At 71.9% G+C, this 23,025-nt stretch carries 25 protein-coding genes, 3 tRNA genes and 1 pseudogene; 14 read left to right on the forward strand and 15 right to left on the reverse strand.

Going from position 1 to position 23,025, the window contains the following annotated elements:
- Window positions 1-82: 82 nt before the first annotated feature.
- From J2S41_RS35005 to J2S41_RS35015, 3 genes are all read left to right on the forward strand, one after another.
- Window positions 83-155, forward strand: a tRNA-Glu gene (locus J2S41_RS35005).
- Between the two features lie 58 nt (window positions 156-213).
- Window positions 214-290 (forward strand) — tRNA-Asp (locus J2S41_RS35010).
- Window positions 291-330: 40 nt separating this feature from the next.
- Window positions 331-404: transfer RNA gene (locus J2S41_RS35015), tRNA-Phe, on the forward strand.
- Between the two features lie 111 nt (window positions 405-515).
- Here J2S41_RS35015 and J2S41_RS39975 read toward each other — a convergent pair.
- From J2S41_RS39975 to J2S41_RS35050, 8 genes and pseudogenes are all read right to left on the reverse strand, one after another.
- Entirely contained in the window at window positions 516-740 is a 225-nt protein-coding gene (locus J2S41_RS39975) for a tyrosine-type recombinase/integrase (protein WP_374728207.1), read from the reverse strand.
- Window positions 647-1,135: a site-specific integrase gene (locus J2S41_RS35020; RefSeq protein ID WP_310374486.1), complete on the reverse strand. Its 489-nt coding sequence runs from the start codon at window positions 1,133-1,135 to the stop codon at window positions 647-649. The genes J2S41_RS39975 and J2S41_RS35020 overlap by 94 nt, the downstream gene beginning before the upstream one ends.
- A gap of 123 nt (window positions 1,136-1,258) precedes the next feature.
- Entirely contained in the window at window positions 1,259-1,765 is a 507-nt protein-coding gene (locus tag J2S41_RS35025) for a hypothetical protein (protein ID WP_310374488.1), read from the reverse strand.
- 46 nt (window positions 1,766-1,811) lie between these two features.
- On the reverse strand, window positions 1,812-2,252 hold the full coding sequence (locus tag J2S41_RS35030; RefSeq protein ID WP_310374492.1) for a hypothetical protein: 441 nt from the start codon (window positions 2,250-2,252) through the stop codon (window positions 1,812-1,814).
- Between the two features lie 226 nt (window positions 2,253-2,478).
- Window positions 2,479-2,664 carry a hypothetical protein gene (locus J2S41_RS35035; protein WP_310374494.1) on the reverse strand — a complete coding sequence of 62 codons (186 nt, stop codon included), beginning with the start codon at window positions 2,662-2,664 and terminating at the stop codon, window positions 2,479-2,481.
- Window positions 2,661-2,813: pseudogene (locus J2S41_RS39980) on the reverse strand (PIN-like domain-containing protein); the annotation flags it as partial. The pseudogene J2S41_RS39980 and the gene J2S41_RS35035, both read right to left, overlap by 4 nt.
- A gap of 101 nt (window positions 2,814-2,914) precedes the next feature.
- Window positions 2,915-3,130, reverse strand: a complete 216-nt coding sequence (locus J2S41_RS35045) for a DUF433 domain-containing protein (RefSeq protein ID WP_310376752.1) — start codon at window positions 3,128-3,130, stop codon at window positions 2,915-2,917.
- Between the two features lie 18 nt (window positions 3,131-3,148).
- Entirely contained in the window at window positions 3,149-4,231 is a 1,083-nt protein-coding gene (locus tag J2S41_RS35050) for a serine hydrolase domain-containing protein (protein WP_310374497.1), read from the reverse strand.
- A gap of 52 nt (window positions 4,232-4,283) precedes the next feature.
- Between J2S41_RS35050 and J2S41_RS35055 the strand changes: the two genes are divergently transcribed.
- From J2S41_RS35055 to J2S41_RS35100, 10 genes are all read left to right on the forward strand, one after another.
- Complete coding sequence (locus J2S41_RS35055; protein WP_310374500.1) at window positions 4,284-5,648, forward strand: dihydrolipoyl dehydrogenase family protein; 1,365 nt, start codon at window positions 4,284-4,286, stop codon at window positions 5,646-5,648.
- A gap of 85 nt (window positions 5,649-5,733) precedes the next feature.
- Window positions 5,734-6,741 carry a LacI family DNA-binding transcriptional regulator gene (locus J2S41_RS35060; protein WP_374728208.1) on the forward strand — a complete coding sequence of 336 codons (1,008 nt, stop codon included), beginning with the start codon at window positions 5,734-5,736 and terminating at the stop codon, window positions 6,739-6,741.
- A gap of 198 nt (window positions 6,742-6,939) precedes the next feature.
- A complete protein-coding gene (locus tag J2S41_RS35065) occupies window positions 6,940-8,295 on the forward strand; it encodes an ABC transporter substrate-binding protein (RefSeq protein WP_310374502.1) in 1,356 nt (451 codons plus the stop codon).
- 231 nt (window positions 8,296-8,526) lie between these two features.
- Window positions 8,527-9,387: a carbohydrate ABC transporter permease gene (locus tag J2S41_RS35070; protein WP_310374503.1), complete on the forward strand. Its 861-nt coding sequence runs from the start codon at window positions 8,527-8,529 to the stop codon at window positions 9,385-9,387.
- Window positions 9,387-10,256, forward strand: a complete 870-nt coding sequence (locus tag J2S41_RS35075) for a carbohydrate ABC transporter permease (protein WP_310374505.1) — start codon at window positions 9,387-9,389, stop codon at window positions 10,254-10,256. The genes J2S41_RS35070 and J2S41_RS35075 overlap by 1 nt, the downstream gene beginning before the upstream one ends.
- A gap of 5 nt (window positions 10,257-10,261) precedes the next feature.
- Window positions 10,262-11,827: a glycoside hydrolase family 13 protein gene (locus J2S41_RS35080; protein WP_310374506.1), complete on the forward strand. Its 1,566-nt coding sequence runs from the start codon at window positions 10,262-10,264 to the stop codon at window positions 11,825-11,827.
- A 59-nt stretch (window positions 11,828-11,886) separates the two neighbouring features.
- Window positions 11,887-12,117: a hypothetical protein gene (locus tag J2S41_RS35085; protein WP_310374508.1), complete on the forward strand. Its 231-nt coding sequence runs from the start codon at window positions 11,887-11,889 to the stop codon at window positions 12,115-12,117.
- Window positions 12,118-12,148: 31 nt separating this feature from the next.
- Complete coding sequence (locus tag J2S41_RS35090; RefSeq protein ID WP_310374509.1) at window positions 12,149-12,571, forward strand: VOC family protein; 423 nt, start codon at window positions 12,149-12,151, stop codon at window positions 12,569-12,571.
- A gap of 49 nt (window positions 12,572-12,620) precedes the next feature.
- Window positions 12,621-13,652, forward strand: coding sequence for a DNA polymerase III subunit beta family protein (locus J2S41_RS35095; protein WP_310376757.1), 1,032 nt, complete (start codon window positions 12,621-12,623; stop codon window positions 13,650-13,652).
- Window positions 13,653-13,754: 102 nt separating this feature from the next.
- Window positions 13,755-14,372, forward strand: coding sequence for a hypothetical protein (locus tag J2S41_RS35100; protein ID WP_310374511.1), 618 nt, complete (start codon window positions 13,755-13,757; stop codon window positions 14,370-14,372).
- A gap of 54 nt (window positions 14,373-14,426) precedes the next feature.
- Here J2S41_RS35100 and J2S41_RS35105 read toward each other — a convergent pair whose 3' ends face one another.
- Both J2S41_RS35105 and J2S41_RS35110 read right to left on the reverse strand, forming a co-directional pair.
- Window positions 14,427-14,705, reverse strand: a complete 279-nt coding sequence (locus tag J2S41_RS35105; RefSeq protein WP_310374513.1) for a cell division protein SepF — start codon at window positions 14,703-14,705, stop codon at window positions 14,427-14,429.
- 70 nt (window positions 14,706-14,775) lie between these two features.
- Window positions 14,776-15,342, reverse strand: a complete 567-nt coding sequence (locus tag J2S41_RS35110; RefSeq protein ID WP_310374515.1) for a TetR/AcrR family transcriptional regulator — start codon at window positions 15,340-15,342, stop codon at window positions 14,776-14,778.
- Window positions 15,343-15,384: 42 nt separating this feature from the next.
- Here J2S41_RS35110 and J2S41_RS35115 point away from each other — a divergent pair, with 42 nt between their 5' ends.
- Window positions 15,385-16,371, forward strand: coding sequence for an NADP-dependent oxidoreductase (locus tag J2S41_RS35115; RefSeq protein ID WP_310374516.1), 987 nt, complete (start codon window positions 15,385-15,387; stop codon window positions 16,369-16,371).
- 252 nt (window positions 16,372-16,623) lie between these two features.
- Here J2S41_RS35115 and J2S41_RS35120 read toward each other — a convergent pair whose 3' ends face one another.
- From J2S41_RS35120 to J2S41_RS35140, 5 genes are all read right to left on the reverse strand, one after another.
- The gene (locus J2S41_RS35120) at window positions 16,624-17,586 is read right to left on the reverse strand and encodes a serine/threonine-protein kinase (protein WP_310374517.1); all 963 of its coding nucleotides are present in this window, start codon (window positions 17,584-17,586) and stop codon (window positions 16,624-16,626) included.
- Window positions 17,587-17,660: 74 nt separating this feature from the next.
- The gene (locus J2S41_RS35125; protein ID WP_310374518.1) at window positions 17,661-18,083 is read right to left on the reverse strand and encodes a hypothetical protein; all 423 of its coding nucleotides are present in this window, start codon (window positions 18,081-18,083) and stop codon (window positions 17,661-17,663) included.
- A 29-nt stretch (window positions 18,084-18,112) separates the two neighbouring features.
- Entirely contained in the window at window positions 18,113-21,697 is a 3,585-nt protein-coding gene (locus J2S41_RS35130; RefSeq protein WP_310374519.1) for an adenylate/guanylate cyclase domain-containing protein, read from the reverse strand.
- Window positions 21,694-22,515, reverse strand: coding sequence for an MBL fold metallo-hydrolase (locus tag J2S41_RS35135; RefSeq protein WP_310374520.1), 822 nt, complete (start codon window positions 22,513-22,515; stop codon window positions 21,694-21,696). The genes J2S41_RS35130 and J2S41_RS35135 overlap by 4 nt, the downstream gene beginning before the upstream one ends.
- Window positions 22,516-22,542: 27 nt before the next feature.
- Window positions 22,543-23,025: a RidA family protein gene (locus J2S41_RS35140; protein WP_310374522.1), complete on the reverse strand. Its 483-nt coding sequence runs from the start codon at window positions 23,023-23,025 to the stop codon at window positions 22,543-22,545.

Here is a 23,025-nt window from a genome sequence, read left to right on the forward strand (position 1 = left end):
ATGCCTCCGGCGGGGCCGGTGAGAGCAAGACACCGCGGTCGAAGCAGGCGCTCTGCAGAGCGTGTGCGATGATTGCGGAGCCGCCCTCATCGTCTAGTGGCCCAGGACGCCGCCCTTTCAAGGCGGTAGCACGGGTTCGAATCCCGTTGGGGGCACGGCACCGGCCGAGCCGGGGCACTGTAAGGTAAGACCGGCAAGACAGTAAGACAGCAAGGTCCTGTGGAGCAGTCGGAGTGCTCGCCGCCCTGTCAAGGCGGAGGTCGCGGGTTCAAGTCCCGTCAGGACCGCCACGCAGCAATCGCCGTGCGAAAGCGCGGCGTTCTGCGTTACGGCCAGGTAGCTCAGTTGGTACGAGCGTCCGACTGAAAATCGGAAGGTCGGCGGTTCGACCCCGCCCCTGGCCACATAGCCTTTCGCCGGGCTATTGAAGCGCTGATCTGCGGAAACGCGGTCGGCGCTTTTTACTTGCACCGGCCCCTCAGGCTATCCGACCAGGGGCGTTGCTCACAGATTGCTCACAGCGGGTCTCGACGGGTCCTGTGCCGCGTCAGAAGGTCCGACGCCTTCTCCACCTGATCGAAGGTCTCCCGGCGTAGCAGGTGCGTGTACACCCGACGTGTGATCTCCGGCGACGAGTGCCCGAGGATCATTTGCACGATCTCGATCGGCACTCCGCCCGCCAGCAGTAGCGAGCACGCTCGTGCCGGGTGTCGTGCAGCCGGATCATCGGCAGTCCGCACGCGGCCACGTGCGCCTCAAACGCCACCGTAACGCGGTCAGGCCGCAGCGGCAGACCGTCCGGTCGGCAGAAGACCAGGCCGTGATCGTTGTAGTCGATCCCGAGGAATTCCCGCTCCTCTCGTTGCGCATAGGGGTGTCGCGCTAGCGCTTCCTGAGCGGCCTTGACCAGCGGTACCCACCGGCGGCCCTTGCGCGACTTGGGCGCTTTGAACAGGCGCCCGACATGCTCGCTTCCGCAGACAGGGCACTCACCTTCCACGACGACGCGAGCCGCACGTACCGGGTGAGTGGACCGCTCATGGCCGGCTTCCGCGAAGGTCAGGGCACACTGCCCCGCGGCTTCTATGTCATCAACGGCCCAGCCTGGCGTCTCGACGTCAGCGCGGACAACCACCGCACGGTCTCCGGCACCTACCGAATCCGCCAGAACATCTGCGAGGACCTCAGTTGGCGGTTGCCGGACGGAGCGAGGCCCGCACCATTACAAAGGTGCGGGCCTCGCCGGTGCGGAACTTAGTCAGGCGGCGGTCTCCGTAGTGACCTTCCACTTCGCCGCGATCCGCATACCTTGGCAACTGTTGTCGGTGTCCTTGGCCAGACGGAGGCCGTCCTCGAGAGTGATGGTGCCCGTGGCGGGGTTGCCCGCCGTACCCGCGCTGATGGGCACGTCGACCGCCCGAGTGACAAGGGTGACCTTGCCGCGGCAGTAGGTCCGGCTGCCGTTGGGGATGTTAGTGATATCGCCGTCCGTGAGGGGCACGAACTCCACGCGCGTTGCCTTGATCGGCACGTCGTTGACGTTGCTGACGGTGAGCGTGACGTCCGTGGCCTGGTTCGGGTAGAGGGAGTCGTCGGCGACCGTGCCCGAGACGGTGACCACCTCGAAGGTGTCGGCGCCCGCGGCGACGGCGGTGGACTCGGATTGCTGGGTGAACGCGGCCCAGGCGACACCGCCGCCGATGGCGACGGCGGCGACCGCGCCGGCGACTGCGATGGCGGTGCCGCGCTTCTTGGTCTTGGACATGGTGAGGCTCCTCTGTGTCGAAATCGGGGGTTACTGCCGAAGCCCGTTACGGGGCTGGGGTCTGGGTGCCGGACTCGATCGGGTCCGGGCTGGGAATGACGGCGGCCTCGGTCGGCACCGTCTCGGTCCGCTCGGGTGCCGGTTCGGCGTCGGCCGTGCGCGGCGGTGGCGGCACGGCGGCCGGGGCCGGTTGGGCCGCGGGCTTCACCGCGGCTCCCTTCGGCGTCGTGGCGGCGGTGTCCGGTGCTTTCGCCACGCCCTTGCCGGTGTCGTGGGACGCCCGGGGTACGGGAGTGGTGATGCTGGGGCTGGGCGACGGCGGGATGTTGAGGGTTGCTCCTACCTCCACCGTCGTGGTCTGGCGGTAGCCGACTCCGGCGGCGGCCGTGCCGACCACCGCGCCGACGGACACGACCGCGGAGAGTGCGACGAGCGCCATGCCCGCGAGCGCGGCCCAGCGCCGGTGCCGGCTGGTGTTGCTGCTCATCCGCGTGCCTCCCGTGATCGGTGTGCCGGGAAGCAACTCTGCCGGTTGATCACGCTGCGTGGCATCGGATGCACCGGTCGCAATCGGCGCGGTCCGGTGACGCGGTTTCACAGGTCGGGGGCGGGGCGCCGGCGGAGGGCCGAGAGGGTTCGTCGTGTCGGTTTAGCCCATTCGGCGTATTCATCGCTTACGCGACAGTCCAGTTCGGCGTGTCCCGCCGCAAGGCTCAGCCGGCCGGTGGCCAGGTGCGCTGGGGTGAGCCGTTGCGCTGGACCACCCAGATCTCGCCGCCCGTGGCGGTCTCGCAGATCACGTGGATGCGAGGCATGGCGGTCAGGAGCGCGTCAGCCATGGCGGTGAAGCCCAGGTTGGCGTTCGCCAGGGCGAAGAGCAGCACGACGTGTGTGGTCACCGCGTTACGTCCGCTGGGCGCTGGCGGATGCGCGAGTCCTTGGTGATGGCGGCCCAGCCGTGGCCGCCGGCCAAAGCCATCCGATCCTCGTCGGTGACCAGCTGAGCGGCTTCCTCACCGAAGACGTCGGCCAGCGTGTGTACGAGGTGGCCCGCATCGCGGAGGGCGGTGACGACGCGCCTGCCCGGGTTTCGGTCGGCTAGGAACTCATGCGGCGCGCCGTGCCATCACCCTGAGCACGGTTTCGACCTCAGCTGTGCTGGAGGTTGTATTCGTCGGCGATGTCGTCGATGGACTCGCCGCCCTCGTAGGACAGCTCGGCGATCGTCTCGGCGCGGATCTTGCTGGCGGCGAACACCGGCTGGCCGAATCCGAAGCGAGGATCGATGATGACCTCGGCCGCGCCGTACGGCCGAAGCCGGATGCGCTCGGCGTAGCCGTCGTCGGCGTATGAGACGAACCGGATCGGCGGGGGCCGGCGGGGTCAGACGATCGTGTTGAGGATGTCGACGAGGTGGTCGACGCGAGGGGAGTCGGACAGGTGGTGGGTGGTGTAGGCGAATGCGTAGTCGCGGGATGGGTCGGCGAAGGCGCAACTGCCTCCGATGCCGCCCATGCCCCAGCTGCCGTCCGGTTCCAGTTGCATGCCGAGGGTCCAGGTGACGTCGCGGTCCAGGACCAGGTCGTGGCCCTGGTAGGAGGCGGTGGTGAGCAGCGGCGACGGCAGCAGGTCGCCGGCGAGGAGGTGGGTGTAGAGGCGGGCCAGGGCGGTCGCGGTGCTGTGCAGGTTGACGGCGGGGATCTCGGTCTCGCGCCACAGCGGGCCGTTGATGACGTCGGCGGAGGTGACGCCGGGCGGGGTGGCCAGGGCACGGTGACGCCAGCTGCCGGGCTCGCCGATCGGGTCGGAGGACCAGGCGGGGATCAGGTCGGCGCAGCGCGCGATCTGGTCGGGGGAGAGGCCGAAGGCTAGATCCAGGTCCCACGGTACGGCGATCTCCTCCCGCAGGAAGGTGCCGATCGTGCGGCCGTCGACGCGCCGGACGAGTTCGCCGAGCGGGTGTCCGTAGGTCAGCGCGAACTCGCCGGCCACGGTGCCGGGCTCCCAGGCGGGTGGCGCGGCGGCCAGCGCGGAGGTGAGCAGGTCCCAGTCGGCCAGGTCCGCGGCGGTGAGCGGGCGGCCGGCCGGTGCGGCGGGGAACTCGACCAGCCCGGCCGTGTGGTTCAGCAGCTGGCGTACCGTGATGGCGGCCTTTCCGGCCTCGCCGAAGGCGGGCCAGTGGAGCGCCACCGGATCGTCCAGCCCCAGGCGGCCGCGCGCGACCAGCAGCAGCACGCAGAGCGCGGCCACCGGCTTGCCCACCGAGTAGACGCCGACGAGCGTGTCCGGCGTCCAGGGCACGCGGCGGTCGGCGTCCCGCCAGCCGCCGCACAGCTCGACGGCGACGGCGCCGTCGTGGATGACGGTGAGGGCGGCGCCGGTCTCCTCGCCGGAGGCGAGTGACTCGGCGAACGCGGCGCGCATCGGGGCGAACGCGTCCAGGGTCCGGCCGTGCAGAGGGATCACGGTGGGGAACGCTACAACGCGGCGGGCGATCACGAGTGGCATGCTGACGGGCATGGGGCAGCCGGAGCAGGTCGATGTGGTCGTTGTCGGGCTCGGTGTCGGCGGTGAGGAGGCGGGTGGCCGGCTGGCCGCTGCCGGACTCAGCGTGGTCGGCATCGAGAGCCGGCTGGTGGGCGGCGAGTGCCCGTACTACGGGTGTATTCCGACGAAGATGATGATCCGCGCGGGGAACGCGCTGGTCGAGGCGCGCCGGGTGGCGCAGCTCGCGGGCCGGTCGACGGTCACGGCGGACTGGGCACCGGTGGCGAAGCGGATCCGCGAGGAGGCGACCGACACCTGGAACGACAAGGTGGCGGTGGACCGCTTCACGGGCAAGGGCGGGCGGTTCGAGCGCGGCCGGGCGCAGATCGTGGGGCCGGGCCGGGTGCGCGTGGGCTCCACCGAGTTCGTGGCGCGCCGGGGCATCGTGGTGGCGACCGGCACCGCGCCGGTGGTGCCGCCGATCGAGGGGCTGGCCGGCACGCCGTTCTGGACGAACCGGGAGGCGATCGAGGTCGAGCAGCTTCCGCCGTCGCTGGTGATCCTGGGTGGCGGCGCGATCGGCGTCGAGTTCGCCCAGGTCTTCGCGCGCTTCGGCGTGCAGGTGACGCTGGTGGAGGGCGCGGACCGGGTGCTGGCGGCCGAGGAGCCGGAGGCCTCCGAGGTGGTGGCGACGGCCCTGCGGGCCGACAACGTCGAGATCCACACGGGGGTACGGGCGGAGCGCGTCCGGTACGACGGGGCCGGGTTCGTGGTGGGCCTGTCCGACGGCTCCGAGGTGTCCGGCGTGAAGCTGCTGGTGGCGCTGGGCCGGCGGGCGGAGCTGGGTGAGCTGGGCCTGGAGGAGGCCGGCGTGGACGCGTCCGGCCGGTTCATCGAGGTCGACGACCGGCTGCGGGCCGGCGAGAACGTGTGGGCGATCGGGGACGTGACCGGCAAGGGCGGGTTCACGCACATGGCGATGTACCAGGCGGACATCGTGGTGCGGGACATCCTGGGCCAGGGCGGGCCGGGCGCCGACTACCGGGCGCTGCCGCGGGTGACGTTCACGGACCCGGAGGTCGGCGCGGTGGGGCTGACCGAGCGTCAGGCGCGCGACCGCGGGCTGAACGTGCGGGTCGGGGTGACGGACGTGTCCGCGTCGTCGCGCGGCTACATCCACGGCCCGGGGAACGCCGGCGTGATCAAGGTGGTCGAGGACGTGGACCGCGGCGTGCTGGTCGGTGCCACGTCCGCGGGCGTGACCGGCGGCGAGGTGCTGAGCGGGCTGGCCGTGGCGGTGCACGGCGAGGTGCCGGTGCAGCGGCTGCGCCACATGATCTACGCGTACCCGACGTTCCACCGGGCGATCCATGAGGCCGTCAAGGCGCTTGATTAATTTTGCGGCTTGCTGACGTCGGCTTTCGGTCGTACGGCACTTATCGGTTCGGTTCTTGCATCCTGGCGCACGTAGGATTGCGGGCGTGACAAGACGACTGACCGAGGTGGCGAAGAAGGCCGGCGTCAGCGAGGCCACCGTCAGCCGCGTGCTGAACGGGCGGGAGGGGGTCTCCGAGGCGACCCGCACCGCCGTGCTGACCGCGCTGGACGTGCTCGGCTACGAGCGGCCGACGAAGCTGCGCGGCGAGCGTGCCCGGCTGGTCGGCCTGGTCCTGCCCGAGCTGCAGAACCCGATATTCCCGGCGCTGGCCGAGGCGGTGACCGGCGCGCTGGTGCAGCGCGGGTTCTCGCCGGTGCTGTGCGCGCGCACGATCGGCGGCGTCTCCGAGGTCGAGTTCCTGGACATGCTGCTGGAGCACCAGGTCTCCGGCATCATCTTCGCCGGCGGCAACTACGCGATGGCGGATGCCTCGCACGAGCACTACCGGAAGCTGACCGACCGTGGGCTGCCGGCCGTGCTGGTCAACGCGGGGGTGGACGGGCTGGGCTTCCCGCTGGTGTCCACGGACGACGCGGAGGCGGTCGAGCAGGGCTTCGCGCACCTGGTCTCGCTGGGGCACACCCGGATCGGCGCGCTGCTCGGGCCCGCGGACCACGTGCCGTCCCGGCGGAAGCTGGCCGCGGCGGAGTCCGCGGTGGCGGCGCACGGTGGCGGGGTGCGGCTGGACGTGGAGCGGTCCGGGTTCTCCACCGAGGGTGGGCGGGCCGCCGCGGCGAAGTTGGTGAGGCAGGGCGTCACCGGCATCCTCTGCGCGAGTGACGTGCTGGCGCTGGGCGCGGTCCGGGCGGTGCGGCGGCTGGGGCTGCGCGTGCCGCAGGACGTGTCCGTGGTCGGGTACGACGACTCCGCGCTGATGAACAGCGTGGACCCGCCGCTGACCACGGTCCGGCAGCCGATCGAGGCGATGGGGCAGTCCGCGGTGGAGTTGCTGGTGCAGCAGATCGACGGTGCCGAGATCGCGGCGGACGAGCTGCTGTTCGAGCCGGAGCTGGTGGTGCGGAGCTCGACCGCGCCCGCGCCGCGCGAGTAACCACAAAGCCGGACGAAAGGCCCACGGTCGACGGACCGTGGGCCTTTTCGCGCGCCGAGCACGGTGAAGTCACAAACTTTCTTGATGTTGTACAGTTCTTGCGGTCACAGGTTGGTGTTTGTATCGTCATCGGCACGAAACACGGCGTGACGGCACCACCACTTTGACTGACTTCACCCCAGGAAGGGGTCCGTTCCCATGGGCACACCTCGGACGCGGACGATTCTCGGGCTCCTGCTGGTCGTCGGGCTCGGATTCGGAACCGCCGCGTGCGGCTCCGGCGCTGACGACACGGAGGAGGGCGGCAGGGTCACCCTGGTGATCAATGGCCTGCCGCCGGCCACCGAGGCCGCCAACCACCAGCGCTTCCTCGACAACGTGGCCGAGTTCGAGAAGCTGAATCCCGACATCGACCTCGAGCCCCGCGAGGGCAAGATGGACCCGCAGACGTTCGCGGCGAAGCTCGCCGGCGGCCAGCTCGAGGACGTCTTCTACGTCTACTTCACCGATCCGGCGAACCTGATCGCCAAGCGTCAGGTCGCGGACGTCAGCGAGTACCTGGCCGACTTCCCGGTGACGCAGCAGATCAAGCCGGAGGTGCTGCGCGTCTTCCAGGACGACAAGGGCGGCGTCTACGGCCTGCCGTACAAGAACTACTCGATGGGCCTGCTCTACAACCGGGAGCTGTTCACCAAGGCCGGGCTCGACCCGGCCAACCCGCCGAGGACCTGGGCCGAGGTGCGCGAGGCGGCCAAGAAGATCACCGCGCTCGGCGATGGGCACGTGGGCTACGGCGAGTACTCGAAGAGCAACACCGGCGGCTGGCACTTCACCGCGGAGATCTACTCGCTCGGCGGCGAGGTGGCGGTCAACGACGGCGGTACGTGGAAGGCCGCGTTCAACAGCGCGCAGGGTAAGCAGGTCCTGCAGCAGCTCAAGGACATGCGCTGGACGGACAACTCGATGGGCGAGCGGCAGCTGCTGGAGTGGTCGGACCTGCTCCAGCTGATGGGCTCGGGCAAGCTCGGCATGTACGTGGCGACCGCCGACAACATCCCCACCATCGTCAACCAGTACCAGGGGAAGTACGAGACGTACGGCCTCGGCCCGATCCCGGGCGGCGCGGGCACGCTCGGCGGTGGCGAGGGCTACATGTTCAACGCCAAGGCCTCGCCCGCGAAGATCAAGGCCGGGCTGAAGTGGCTGACGTTCTGGTTCACCAGCGCGGAGCGGTTCGAGGCGGAGAACAAGTGGTCCGCGGACAACAAGATCCCGATCGGCCTGCCCGAGCCGGCGATCTTCACCGGTGATGCCGCGCAGCTCCAGGCCGCCGCGGACGCCAAGTACGCCAACGTGCCGCAGGAGAACTACGCGCCGTTCAAGGCCGCGATGCCGAGCATCCCGGTGAAGCTGGAGCCGCCGAACGCGCAGCAGATCTACGCGGTGCTGGACGTGGCCATGCAGAAGGTGCTGACCGAGCGCGACGCGAATGTGGACCAGCTCCTGGCGGACGCGGAGAAGCAGGTCAACCAGATCCTGGCATCGGTCAGGTGACGACGAGGGGCCGCCGGGACACCGGCGGCCCCGCCGCCCGCGGGGCGGGGCGGCGCACGGCGGCCGAGGACGCCGGTCACCTCGCGCGAGAGCCGTCCCGCGCCCCCTTCGTACCGCTGCATGCTTTGGAGAAAGGTGACCACGATGGCGGTCCTGTCGGCCGGAACACGCACGCCGCCACGGACCCCGCCCGGTCCGCGAGAGCGGCCGCGAAGCGGGCGTCTGCGGCGGGTGATCGGCGACAATCTGCTGGCCTACGCGTTCATGGCGGGCGGGCTCGCGTGTTTCGCGCTGTTCTCCTGGTACCCGCTGATCCGCGGCATCATGCTGAGCTTCCAGCAGGTCAACTTCGTGACCGATCCCTATTGGGTGGGCACGGAGAACTACGTCGCGCTGTTCGAGGATCCGCTGTTCTGGACCGCGTGGCGGAACACGCTGGTCTTCAGCGGGATCGCGCTGGTGTTCGGTTATCTGGTGCCGCTGTTCCTGGCGATTCTGATGAACGAGCTGCGGCACCTGAAGGGGTTCTTCCGGGTCGCGGTCTACCTGCCGGTGATGCTGCCGCCGATCGTGGTGGTGCTGCTCTGGCGCTATTTCTACGACCCGGGCAACGGCCTGTTCAACACCGTGCTGTCCGCGGTCGGGCTGCCCACCTCACAGTGGACACAGAGTTCCGGCACGGCGCTGTTCTCCCTGGTCCTGGTCTCGACCTGGGCGAACCTGGGCGGCGCCACGCTGATGTACCTCGCGGGTCTGCAGAGCATTCCGGGCGAGCTCTACGAGGCGGCGGAACTGGACGGCGCGTCGGTCTGGCAGCGGCTGCGGCACGTCACCATTCCGCAGCTGCGCTTTCTGATGCTGGTGCTGCTGCTGTTGCAGGTCATCGCGACCATGCAGGTGTTCATCGAGCCCTATCAGCTGACCGGCACCACGAATCCGGACACCATCACGGTGATGGTGCTGATCTACCGGTACGCGTTCACGGTGAACAACGACTTCGGCCTGGCCGCCGCGATGAGCGTGACGCTGTTCGTGGTGCTGGCCGCGTTCTCCGCCGTCTATCTGCGGCTCACCCGAAGCCAGGAGTCCTGATGCGCACGCTGATCTCGGAGACGGAGATCCGCCGCCACCGCGCGCTCTATCTCGCGGTGCTCGGCGCGGTGACGATCGCGTTCACGCTGGCGTTCCTCTTCCCGGTCTACTGGATGGTGACCGGCGCGCTGAAATCCCCGGTGGAGCTGGCCCAGCCGACCCCGACGCTCATTCCGGAGCGCTTCCGGCCGGAGTCCTATGCGGACGCCTGGAATCGGATGGACATCGCGCGCTACTTCGGCAACACGGTGTTCTACGCGTTCGGCGGCTGGCTGTTCGTGCTGGTCCTGGACGTGGCGGTGGCCTACGCGCTGTCCAAGCTGCGCCCGGTGCTGGGCAACGTGATCCTCGGCGGCATGCTGGCCAGCCTGATGCTGCCCGCGTCCGCGCTGCTGATCCCGGCCTACCTGACCGTGGCGGACGTGCCGCTGCTCGGCGTGAACCTGCTGAACACGCCGTGGGCGCTGTGGCTGCCCGCGGTGGCGAACGCGTTCAACATCTACGTGCTCAAGCGGTTCTTCGACCAGATCCCGAACGACCTGCTGGACGCGGCCGCGATCGACGGCGCGGGCCGGCTGCGCGTGCTCTGGTCGGTGGTGCTGCCGCTGTCCCGGCCGGTGCTCGGCGTGGTCTCGATCTTCGCCATCATCGGCATCTGGAAGGACTTCCTCTGGCCGCTGCTGGTGCTGCCGGAGCCGGCCGCGCAGACGCTCAGCGTGGCGCTGTCCCGGCTGTCCCTGACCAGCCAGGTGCCGCTGAACATGATGCTCGCGGGCCTGGTGATCGCCAGTATCCCGATGATCGTGATCTTCCTGATCTTCCAGCGCAGCATCATCGGGGGCCTCTCGGCCGGCGCGATGAAGGGTTGAAAGGTGTGAACGTGAGCAATTCGCCATGGTGGTGCGACGCGGTGATCTACCAGATCTACCCGCGCAGCTTCGCGGACGGCAACGGCGACGGCATCGGTGACCTGGCGGGCGTGCGAGCCCGCCTGGATCACCTCGTCGACCTGGGCGTGGACGCGATCTGGTTCAGCCCCTGGTACCCGTCGCCGCAGGCCGACGCCGGCTACGACGTCGCCGACTACCGGAACATCGAGCCGATCTTCGGCACGCTGGCCGAGGCCGAGCAACTGATCGCGGAGGCGCACGAGCGCGGCATCCGGGTCATCATCGACATCGTGCCGAACCACGTGTCGTCCGCGCACCCGTGGTTCCAGGCGGCGCTGGCCTCGCCGGACGCGCCGGAGCGGGAGCTGTTCTGGTTCCGGTCCGGCCCCGACCGGCCCACCGACTGGGAGGGCGAGTTCGGCGGGCCGACCTGGTCGCAGACCCCGGACGGTGCCTGGTACCTGCACCTCTTCGACGCGGCCCAGCCCGATCTGAACTGGAACCATCCGCGGGTACGGGAGGAGCACCTGGACATCCTGCGGTTCTGGCTGGAACGCGGGGTGGACGGGTTCCGCGTGGACTCGGCCGCGTTGCTGGTCAAGGACCCGGCGCTGCCCCCGGTGGCGCCGGACCGTCCGCACCCGTTCCACGACCTCGACGGCGTGCACGAGATCTACCGGTCCTGGCGGCGCCTGATCGACTCGTACGGTGGCGACCGCACGCTGATCGGCGAGGTGTGGCTGCCGGACCCCGACCGGTTCGCCCGCTATCTGCGCGCGGACGAGATGCACTCCGCGTTCAACCTTGAGTTCCTGTGCAGCCCGTGGGACCCCGCCCGGCTGCGCGAGATCATCGACGAGACGATCCGCGTGCACGAGCCGCTCGGCGCGGTCGCCACCTGGGTGCTCTCCAACCACGACGTGACCCGGCCGGTCACCCGGTACGGCCGCGCCGAGACCGGGTTCAGCTTCGCCGCCAAGCGCGAGGGCATCCCCACCGACCTGCGGCTCGGCACGGTCCGCGCGCGGGCCGCCGCGCTGCTCAGCCTCGCGCTGCCCGGCGCCGCCTACGTCTACCAGGGCGAGGAACTGGGCCTGGAGGAGGTCGAGGACATCCCGCCGGCGCTGCGGCAGGACCCGATGTGGCACCGCTCCGGGCACCGCGACCCGGGCCGCGACGGATGCCGGGTGCCGCTGCCGTGGTCGGGCGAGGAGCCGCCGTTCGGCTTCGGCACCGGGACGCCGTGGCTGCCGCAGCCGCGTGCGTGGAAGGACCGGACCGTGGCGGTGCAGCGGGCCGACCCGGCGTCGATGCTGTCGCTCTACCGGTCCGCGCTGCGGCTGCGCCGTACGCTGCCGTCCTCGCCGCTGACCTGGATGGACTCGGCGCCGGACGTGCTGGCGTTCCGCCGTGACCCGGGCTTCGGCTGCGTCGCCAACCTGTCCCCGGCCGCGGTGGCGCTGCCGGCCGGCTCCGCGGTGCTGCTCGCCAGCGGGCCGCTCGACGACGGGCTGCTGCCGCCGGACACCACGGTCTGGCTCGCTCTTTAGGGGTGTGGGCCGCGTCGTTGCCGGGCGCGCGGCCCGCTCCCGATCTAGGCTCGGCCGACATGACCACCGAAGCTGTCCTCGAAGAGAGCGCCGAGCCCGGCGAGATCTACACCGCCTACTTCCACACCGTGCAGGAGCTGACCGAGGCGCTGACGGCCGCGGACACGCTCGGCCTCGGCGTGCGGGTCGAGTCGTACACGGTGACCCCGGAGGACGACCCCGACTCGCAGACCACGGAGTTCAAGTTCACGCTGCTCACCGAGCAGCCGGTACGGACGGAGGAGGCGTGAACTGTCGGGGGGCCGCCCTACGATCCGGGGTATGGCCTACGACTTCCAGGTGACGATCGACAGCGCGGACCCGCACGCCCAGGCCGACTGGTGGGCGGAGACGCTCGGCTGGACCGTCGAGCCGCAGGACGCGGCCTTCATCAAATCCATGATCGATCAGGGGTACGCGACCGAGGCCGAGACCACGACGCACCGCGGTGCGCTGGTGTGGGCCTCGGGCGCGGCCATCCGGCACCCGTCCGACGACCGGCGCGTGCTGTTCCAGACCGCCCCCGAGGCGAAGACCGTGAAGAACCGCGTCCACCTCGACGTGCGCGTCGGCGACGAGAAGCGGGCGGCCGAGGTGGAGCGGCTCTCCGCGCGCGGCGCCACGTTCCTCTGGCGCGGGCAGCAGGGCCCGCACTCCTGGGTCACCATGGCCGACCCGGAGGGCAACGAGTTCTGCGTGGCTTGACCCTCCACCCGGTCGAGGGCGGAGGGTCTCCGGCGTGGAGAGCGACGAACTGCGCACCATCGGCGAGATGGCGCGGGCCACCGGCCTGACCATCAGCGCGCTGCGTTTCTACGACGGCGCGGGTGTGCTGGTGCCCGCGTCCGTCGACCCGCGCAACGGCTACCGGCGGTACGCGGCCGGCCAGGTCCCGGCCGCGCGCCTGGTCGCCGGCCTGCGCCGGGTCGGCATGCCGCTGCCCGGGATCACCGCGATGCTCGCCCGGCTGGACGACCGGCCGGCGCTGCACGCGATGCTCGACGCGCACCAGCGCCGCCTGGAGGACGGCCTGGCCTCGGCGCGGCGCGAGCTGTCCCGGATCCACCGGCTGATCGACGGTGACGACCCGTCCGAGGGAGGCGTGATGACCGTGCTGACCGTCTCCGCCGAGGTGCTGCGCGACGCGCTGGCGGCCGTCCGCTACGCCGCCGGCACCGACCCCGGCCTGCCCGTGCTCGGCGGCGTGTTCGTCGAGATCCTGGACGGCGCGCTGCGGCTGGTCGCCACCGACCGGTACCGGATGGCGATCGCGGACGTGCCGGTGGTCGACCTGGGCGGGCCGGACGTGGGCGTGGTCGCGCCGTTGCCGCTGGTGGACGCGCTGGTCCCGCTGCTCGGCGCCGGCGGCCCGGTCACCGTCTCGGTGGCGGCGGAGACGATCGCGGTGTCGGCCGGTGATCACGAGCTGAGCGGCGTACCGGTGCCGGGCGAGTTCCCGGACTACCGCCGGGCGCTCACGGCGCGGGCCGGGGAGCCGCTGCGGATCACCGTGGACGCGGGCGCGCTCCGCCGGGACGTGGCGGCCGCGCCCACGGTGGCGCGCGAGGACGCGTCCGTGCTGGTGCTGACCGTGAGCGAGGCCGGCGCGCTCGAGGTCGGCTCGCCGGATCGGCCGCACCGGGTGGCGGTCAACCGCGAGTTCCTGCTCGCGGCGCTGGACGCGGGCGGGCCCGGACAGCTCACGCTGGAACTGGACGGGCCGATCATGCCGCTGGCCCTGCGCGGGCGCGGCTCCTTCGCGATCCTGATGCCGGTGCGGCTGTGATCCGTACCCTTTCCCGGGTTGCACGCCGGGAGTTCTAAGGGTCGTGGACGGGACGCCGATGTGTGGCGTGCCCCGTCCCCCCAGACGATTGTGACCAGGCGTATGACGACCGAGCAGCCGCCCGGCGCTCCCCCGGCGAACCCCTACGAAGAGCTGACCAACGCCTACTACGCCCCCGGGCGGGGCGGATACGGCGCCGCACCTCAGGCGATGTGGGCGCCGCCGCCCACCCGCTCGTGGAAGGGCCCGGTCGCGGTCGGCGCCGTGGCCCTGGTGATGGTGGGCTTCGGCGCCGTGTTCGGCGCGAACGAGTTCGCCCGGACCAGGGTGTGCGAGGCGGTCGCCGCCTCCACCCCGGCACAGACCACCACGGCCACCACCGCCGGCACGCCCGCAGTGCAGACGACGCGGACCGTCGCGACCGAGGCCGAGCGGGAGCAGAGCGCGCAGCAGTTGCGCGACGAGATCGACGCCACCCGCCGGTTCACGGCCCTGCTCGTGGTGGACACCGACCTGAAGGTCGCGGTCAACGGGCTGACCACGGACGTGGAGACCATGCTCCGGCTGAACGAGGAGGTCAAGACCATAACGGCCGCTCAGCGTACGGAGTACGCGCAGAAGGTGGTCACGGTCGCGCAGGACCTGGACGGTCACTGGCGGGCGGCACAGCGCGCGTGCGGCCAGGCCGAGACCGGGCTGTTCCCGGCGCAGCCGTCATAGCCCGCGCCGTCACCGCCCCCGCGTCCACAGCCCTCGCTTTCACAGCCCTCGCTTTCACAGCCCGCCGTGAGACATCGGCTGTGGCGTGAGGACCGGGTAGTCCGGCAGGTCCGCCTCGGTCATCCCGGGTGGGCGCAACAGGAAGATCTTGGTGGCGAGGCGCTCCATCTCGCCACCCCGCCCGACGATCAGGCCCGCCGCGAAGTCGACCAGCGGCGTGGCCTCTTCGTCGGTGAGGCTGGTCAGGTCCATCACGACCGCGTACCCCTCGCGGAAGTAGTGCCCGACGTAGAACACCTCGTTGTAGCTCTGTGGACGCAGGGTCTTGACCATTTGTCCAGTCTCGCGGAGAGACCGCCCTCGTCAAGCCGTGTTCCGCCGTTTTCCTCCCGGCCCGGTGAGATCACTCGGCGGCGGTCAGCGCCCTCAGGTGGATCATCGTGTCGCGGATGACCTCGCGGAGGTCGCCGTCCTCGGCCGCGCCGGCCCAGCGCTCGAAGGCCACGCGGTAGACGGCGATGCCGGTGGCGGCGGCCAGGCTCGCGTCCAGGTCGCCGAAGCCGCGCCGCCGTAGCGCCTCCTCCAGCCGGGCGGACAGCGAGTTGAGCTTGATCAGCTCGCGTTCCCGCAGCTCGGCGCTGGACTCGATGATCGCCTGCCGCTTCCGGGCGAAGCCGTGGTCGCCGCCGAGCAGCCGTGCCGTGGCGTCCAGCGCGACCTCGACCGTCTCCAGCGCGGACGCCGTGGCCGGCGCCTTCTCCAGCGCGGCCAGCGACCACTCCTCCAGGTCGGCCGCGCCCTGGAAGATCACCTCGCGCTTGTCGGCGAAGTGCCGAAAGAAGGTGCGCGCGGTGACGCCGGCGCGCTCGGCGATGTCGGCCACCATCGTCTGCTCGAAGCCGCGCTCCAGGAACAGCTCGATCGCCGCCTCGCGCAGCCGGCTGTCGGCTCCCGGCTCCCACCGTCCCATGCCGCGAGTCTAGGTGACGTACCGGCCATGTTATTCGGTGACATGACCGTGCTAGCGTGCGTGATGTCACCTCATGACGTCACGTTCGTGGAGGTCCGGTTGAAGCGCGTTCAGTACCACCAGTACGGCGGGCCGGAGGTCCTGCGGCTCGAGGACTTCACCCCGGCGCGGCCGGGCCCCGGCGAGGTCCTGGTCCGGGTGCGGGCCGCGGCGGCCAACCCGATGGACTGGAAGATCCGTAGCGGTGCCCTGCGGTCGATGACCGGCCGGGAGTTCCCGCGCGGCATCGGGCACGACTTCGCCGGCGTCGTCGAGGCCGTCGGTGCGGGCGTCACCCGGCTCCGGGTCGGCGACGAGGTACTCGGTGGCGCGCCGTTGCGGGCGGCCGGGGCGTTCGCCGAACTGGTCCTGGCCGAGGAAAAGGCGGTGGCGGGGAAGCCGGCCGGCCTGTCGTTCGAGGACGCCGCCGCGCTCCCGACGCCGGCCGTGACCGCGTTCCAGGCGCTGATCGGCAAAGGGCGGATTCGGGCGGGACACGCGGTCTTCGTGCATGGCTGCCTGGGCGGGGTCGGGCGGTCCGCCTGCCAGATCGCGCTCGCGCGGGGTGCCGTGGTGGGTGGCAGCTGCCGCACCGGTACGGCGCCGGAGGCGCGGGCACTGGGGGTCGGCCCGATCGTGGACTTCGACTTCGACCCGGCGCCCCTCAAGGGACGGTTCGATCTCATCCTGGACACGGCCGGCACGCTGCCGGGCGGAGCGGCCCGGACGATGCTGAAGCCGGGCGGGCGCGTGATCGATATCGTCCCGACGCCGGCGAAGTTCCTGCGCAGCTACCTGCCGGGCGGTTTCCAGGTCATGATCGCGCAGGCGGTTCCGGAGGACCTGGAGGCGGTCGCGCGAGCCGCGGAAACCGGGGCACTCCGGTTGCCGATCGCGCGCACGGTGCCGCTCGCGGACGCCGTCCCCGCTCTGACCGACCTCGAGCGGGGCCGCATCCCGGCACGCGGCAAGCTCGTCATCACGGTGTAGCCGCTCTCCGGCGGCGTCGAGTGCCGCGCGGAGAAGCGCGTGCCCGCCATGGTCGGTGTGGCTCTGCGCCGCGGAGGGGTGACGATCTGCCGAAGCCGCGAGGCGCGGGTGACCCGGTGCGGGGCTCGCGGGGTTTCGGTGAGCGGCGGCGGGACCGGCTCCGACGGGGCGCCGGAGCGGCGGCGGAGGCGCCGCGAGGTTGGCCCGCGGGAGCATGCGGGTCGGGCCACGCCGGAAGCGGGAAAAGCGGTTTTAAGAGCCCATGAGGCGGCGGAACCAGCTGCGGAAGCCCGGGTTCGGGACCGTGGGGTGCGGGTCGGCATGGGGTGGGCGGGGTGGGGTGTACGTGTCGCCGTGGTAGACGCGGCCGGGCTGGCGTGGGGGGCGGTTGGCCGGTGCGTGGTGGGTGTCGGGGTGGGGGTTGGGGAAGGGGTTGGGGGCGGCGCCGGGGAGGCGGACGTGGTAGAGCATGTCGCGCAGTTGTTCGGCGGTGGGGCGGGAGCCGGGCTCGTTGGCCATGCCGCGGCGGAGGACGGCGGTGAGTTCGGTGGGCACGTTCGGCAGGTCCGGGATGGGCTGGTTGAACATGTCCATGATGGTGAGCAGGCTGGGGTTGCGGTCGTCCTTCCACCGCGGGGGCTTGCCGCGCAGCATGGCGTAGAGCGTGGCGCAGAGCGCGTAGACGTCGACGGCGGCGGAGGGGCGGGACGCGCGGAACATCTCCGGTGGCGCGTATGCGGGCGTGAGCACCTCGAGCGTCACGTTCGGGTCGCGCATCTCGGCCAGCACGGCGAGGCCGAAGTCGGCGAGGACGGCCTCGTTGAACTTGGAGTAGAGGATGTTGGCCGGCTTGACGTCGCGGTGCAGGACCTGCTCGGAGTGGGCGTCGGCCAGCGCGTCGGCGATCTTGATGCCGACGGAGCGGACCTGGGCGGCGGGGAGCGGGCCGCGGTTGGCGTACGAGCCGTCGCAGAGCTCCATGATCAGATATGGATGCCCGTCCGCGGTCACGCCGACGTCGAAGAGGTCGACGACGTGCGGGTGGGACGACATGCGGCTGGCGGCGCGCGCCTCGCGGAGGAAGCGCGCACGGTCCCGGTCGTCGCCGAGCGCGCGGTTCTCCACCTTGATGGCGACCTCGCGGTCGACGGAGATCTGCGTGGCCCGGTAGATCGTGGCGTAACCGCCCCGGGCAAACCTGCGCAGATCGGTCATTCCGGGCACGACGGGTACGCGCTCATTGCCGCCTGACCCGTTCGAGGGCGGCGGTGGCCGATCCGAGTCGCCGGTCACGGATTAGAAAATACGCGATGCCGCCGGTCGAGCCACAGGCCGATGCCGGTCGCCAGCGCGCCGATGCCCTCCCAGGCGGCGACGCCGAAGAACCGCTCGGGCGCCTCGCCGCTGACCACCAGCAGCGTGAAGACCGTGAAGGTCAGCAGCCGGAACACCACGGTGAAGAGGTAGAACGCGCGCCACTCGGTATAGACGGATACCAGATAGTAGATGCCCATGTTGAAGCTGGCCATCGACGACGCCATGATGAACACGCGCGTGTAGTCGCCGGCCGCCCGCTCAGCATCCGGGACGACCTCGAAGCCGAGGCCGGTCAGCATCGCGTCCGGCCGGAGCAGGCCGGTCGCGCCCATGATGATCGCCAGAATGCCGAAGACGGCCATCGTCCACCCGGCTATGGACCTGGGCAGCCTCATCTGATCCTCCACAAAGGTCTATGGCCGGATCATGCTATCGGTTGTTCCAGCGGAAAATCATCGGCCGGTTTCAGCCGGTCGAACATCGCGTCCGCCTCGGCGCGCTCGCTGACCTGCTCGCTGGCGTACGCGAGCCGGACCGCCTCGGCCGCGGCCTGGCACGCCTCCTCCGGCGCGTCGTTGGCCACCAGCGCAGCGGCCAGCACCCGGTACGACCGGACGCCGCTGCGCACGTCCTCGGCCGGCATCGCCACCGCGCGCCGCGCCCAGTCCAGCGCCTGCATCGACTGCCGCTCGGCCAGCAGCGCCTGCGCGTAGGTGGCGACCGCGTCCCGCCGGGAGAACAGCAGTGACGGCGCCCGCCCGGCCGCGATCGGCGCCAGCAGGCCCACCGCGGTGAGCGCGTCGCCGGCGGTGAGCCGCACCGAGGCCAGCAGCACGCGCGGACCGACCTGCGCCGGCGCGAGCGGGTTGTGCGGCTCCACCGCGGTCAGCACGGACTGCGCGTCCCGTTCCGCGCCGGGGACGTCGCCGAGCCGCAGCCGGACGAAGCCGCGCATGGTGCCGGCGATGCCGAGCAGCAGCGGGTGCGACGTGCGCCGGCTGTAGCCGAGCGCGTCGGTGAGCAGGTCGTGCGCGTGTTCCCACTGGCCGAGGCCGCGCGCGACCGCGCCGCGCACGGAGAGCGCGAACCCGCGGCCCCAGTCGTCGGAGATCTCGCTGAAGTCCCGGTACGCCACGCGCGCCTGGTGGTCCGCGTCGACCAGGTCGCCGAGCTCCGCGGCCGCGAACGCGTCCACCGCCCGCAGCGTGCCGACCGCCCACGCCTCGCCCAGCCGCTCGCCGAACGGCAGGAACGAGCCGGCCAGCCGTCGCGCCTCGCCGAGCTGGCCGGCGAGCAGCCGGGAGAACGCGGTGGTGCCGCGCACCCACGCGTGCCCGACCGGGTCGCCGAGCTCCGCGAACAGCTTCGTGGCCCGGTCCAGCACCGCCTCGCTGCCGGCGAAGTCGCCGCGCGCGGTGGTCACCCAGGCCAGGTCCTGCAGCGACCACGCCTGCCCGTGCCGGTCGCCGGCGGCCTTGGTCACCTGGAACGCGGCCGCGAACCGGCTGCTGGCCTGGCTGAGCCGGCCGGTGAAGAAGTCGTTCATGCCGAGCCGGCGCATCGCCTCCGCGCGCTCCGCGGTCAGGCCCGCGTCCGTGGCCACGGCCAGCGCCTCCTGCCACGCCTCGGCCGCGCGGTGGCCGTCGCCGAGCAGCCGGTGGGCCTGGCCGGCGATCAGCAGCGCGCCGGACCGGCAGGCGGTGTCGTCGCCCGCGTTCGCGCTGAGCTTCTCCGCCAGGTCCAGCGCCTCGGTGATCCGGCCGTTCTGCATCAGCGCGTTCGCGTGGACGAGCTGGTCGATGTCGGAGAGCGCGTCGTCGGCGAGCGCGGTGGCCCGCTCCGCGTAGTCGACCGCCAGCCCGGGCTCGCCCATCGCGTGCGCGCGGCGGGTGGCCCGGCTGAGCGCGGCCACGCCGAGCGGCACCACCTCGCGGACGTCCGAGTCGGTGCGCAGGCCGACCGCGTCCGCCAGCCGCAGCGCGGACTCCACGTGGTGCGCGATGAACAGGTCTCGGGCGTCCTCGGTCATGCCGCTGGGGCCGGCGAGCCCGCTGGACAGCAGCGGCTCGACCTCGTCCTCCTCGGCCGCGGCCCACCGGGCCAGGAACGCGTGCCGCTCGGCCAGGTCCGCCTTGCCGATCCCGGCGTACGCGGCCTCACGCATCAGCGGCGTGCTGAACGCGAACCCCCCGCGGGTACGGGTGAGCATGCGCCGCTGCAGCAACTCCTCCACGGCCCGCTCGAAGTCGCCGGGGTGCCGCCCGCAGAGCGCCTGGAGCGTGGCCGTGGCGACCGCGTCACCGATCACGGCGGCGTCGCGCAGCACCGCGCGCGCGTCCGCGGGCAGCGCGTCGATGCGCGCGGCCAGCACGGCCGCGAGGTCCCGGGAGAGGAGCTGCCGGTCGAGCGAGCCGGCCGAGAGGCGCCACCGGCCGGCCGCGTTCGCGCCGACCGCGGCCTTCAGCGCGCCGCGCTCCATCAGCAACGTGACCAGCTCGGCCAGGTAGAACGGGTTGCCCTGCGCGGTGGCGAGCAGCCGGTCGGTGTCCTCCGGCGGCAGCTTCCCGCCGTTCAGGTACGACGTGAGCAGCCGGGACGCGTCCGCACCGCGCAGCGGCGGCAGCGAGTGCACCTCGGCCTCGGACATCCGGGTCATGATCCCGGCGGTCCGGACCAGCTCGGGCCGGCCGAGCAGCAGCACCAGCGCGGGGCCGGTGAGCCGGCCGAGCGTCACGCCGAGCGCCTCTATCGTCTCCGGCGTCGCGTCGTGCAGGTCGTCCACCACCACGAACAGCGGCGCCTCCGCGGCGAGCCCGCTGAGCAGCACGGAGACCGCGGCCGGCAGCACCTCCGCGTCCGGTGGCGCCGGGATGTCCTGCGACGACCAGTCCGGCGCGCCGGTCGGGGTCTGCGGGTCGCCGTAGCCGAGCAGCGTCATCAGCGCGTCCACCGCGATCGGCTTGTCCGGCGACGTCCTCGCCAGGCGCTGGGCGACGCGGCGAAGCCGCTCCTCGACCGCGGCCCGGGTGGCGGCCGTGAACGGCTCGTGCGGCAGGCCGATCGCGGACCTGACCAGGTCGGCGAGGGGCGCCAGCCGGCGTCGCTCGCCGAACGCGGCGCACTTGACCGCCAGCACGGTGGCGCCGCCGGTGCCCTCGAAGCCGGCGGCCAGCCGCTCCGCCTCCGCGCCGAACCGGGTCTTCCCGATCCCGGCCTCGGCCGTCATGATCAGCACGCCGGGCTCGCTGCGGTCGATCACCTCGGCGAGCCGGCTGGCGACGCGGCCCAGCTCCGCCTCGCGGCCCACGAACGGCGCCTCGTCGCCCAGGCCGGACCGGGTGCCGGGCGCGTCGCGCAGGCCGAGCAGCTCGAACGCGGGGACCGGCTGCCGCTTGCCCTTCAGCTTGAGCGGGCGCAGCTGCCGCCAGGAGGCGATGTGCCGGGTCGCGGTCATGGTCGTCTCGCCCGCGTAGACCGCGCCGATCGCGGACGCGTCCGCCAGCCGGGCCGCGGTGTTCACGGTGTCGCCGATGACCGTGTACTCGAGGGACGCCTGGATGCCGGCGACCACCTCGCCGGTGTTGAGCCCGACGCGGAGGCCGAGCGGTGCGCCGCCGCCGCGCTCGTCGTCCAGCACGCGGCGGACCGCGCGCTGCATGGACAGCGCGGCACGGACCGCGCGCTCGGCGTCGTCCTCGTGCGCGACCGGCGCGCCGAAGACCGCCATGATCCCGTCGCCGGTGAGCTTGTCGACGTGCCCGCCGAACGTCTTCACGGCGCCGGCCAGCGCGGCCATCACCCGGTCGGTGACCGCGCCGACGCGCTCCGGGTCGACCTCCTCGGACCAGGAGGTGAAGTCGGAGAGGTCACCGAAGAGGACGGTGACGACGCGGCGCTCCGCCGCCGGCAGGACGGCGGCGGTCTCGGCGGCGGCGGGGAGGGCTGCGCCACAGTTGTGGCAGAACCGGGCATTCGGAACCGCCACCGTCCCACACACCGGACACGTCACGGTGGGTCCAACCCGGCGGATCCGCTGGGGAATTCCCGGTCGAGCGAGTGCAGGTGGTCGAGCTGGGCGCGCACCGACCACTCGGCGGCCCACCACAGCGAGCGATCGACGTCCGCGTAGACGTGCGCCACCACCTCCTGCGCGGTGGTGGCACCGGCCCGGACCGCGTCACGCACCTGGTCGAGGCGGGCGACGCGGTGCGCGTGATAGAACGCGGCGGCCGCGCCGGTGTCGGCCAGCGCCGGGCCATGGCCCGGAAGGGCGACGATCCCACGGTACGCCGAGAGCCGCTCCAGACTCGCCAGGTAGTCACCGAGGTGCCCGTCCGGCCAGGCGACCACGGTGGTGCCGCGGCCCAGGATCGTGTCGCCGGTCAGCACCACCCGCTCGTCGCCGCTGCCCGCCACGAGGCTGACCGAGTCGTGCGTGTGCCCGGGCGTGCGCAGCACCTCGACGTCGAGACCGTCCGGCGCGAGCCCGTCGAACGGCAGACCGTGCCGCGGGTCCGCGGCCAGCACGGGTGTGCCGCCCAGCCGGGACGAGAGCGCCTGCGCGCCCTCGACGTGGTCCGGGTGGCCGTGGGTGATCAGGATGGCCGTGAACGGCGCCCGCTCCGCGATCGCGGCCAGGTGCTCCGCGATCTCCGGACCCGGGTCCACGACCAGGCCGCGCTCGGCGCCGGGCGCGCGCAGCAGCCACGTGTTCGTACCGTCGAGGGTCATGGGGCCGGGGTTGGGCGCCCGCAGCAGCGTCACCCAACGAGGCAACGCCTCCGCGAGCTCTCCCGCGGAGGCGGTCACGTGACCCGGCCCACTCATGACACCGATCCTACGGCGCGGGTCGGGTCAGGCCGTCAGCTCGACGATGACCTCGACCTCGACCGGTGCGCCGAGCGGTAGCTCGGTCACGCCGACCGCGCTGCGGGCGTGCCGGCCGGTCTCCCCGAACACGGCGCCGAACAGCTCGGACGCACCGTTGATCACGGCCGGCTGGCCGGTGAAGCCCGGTGCGGACGCGACGAACCCGGTCACCTTGACGATCTTGCCGACCCGGCCGAGGCCGACCAGCGCCTCGATCGCGCCGAGCGCGTTCAGCGCGCACTGTCGGGCCAGCGGTGCCGCGTCCTCGGCGGACACCTCCGCGCCGACCTTTCCGGTGGCCGGCAGCTTCCCGTCGACGAACGGCAGCTGACCGGAGACGTAGACGTGATTGCCGGACTGCACGGCCGGCACGTACGCGGCGACCGGCGGCACGACCTCGGGCAGCGTCAGGCCGAGCTGCGCGAGGTTGGCGTACGGGTCGACCGGACCCAGGATCGGCTCGGTCAT

The organism is Catenuloplanes atrovinosus, from assembly GCF_031458235.1.
GTDB lineage: Bacteria > Actinomycetota > Actinomycetes > Mycobacteriales > Micromonosporaceae > Catenuloplanes > Catenuloplanes atrovinosus.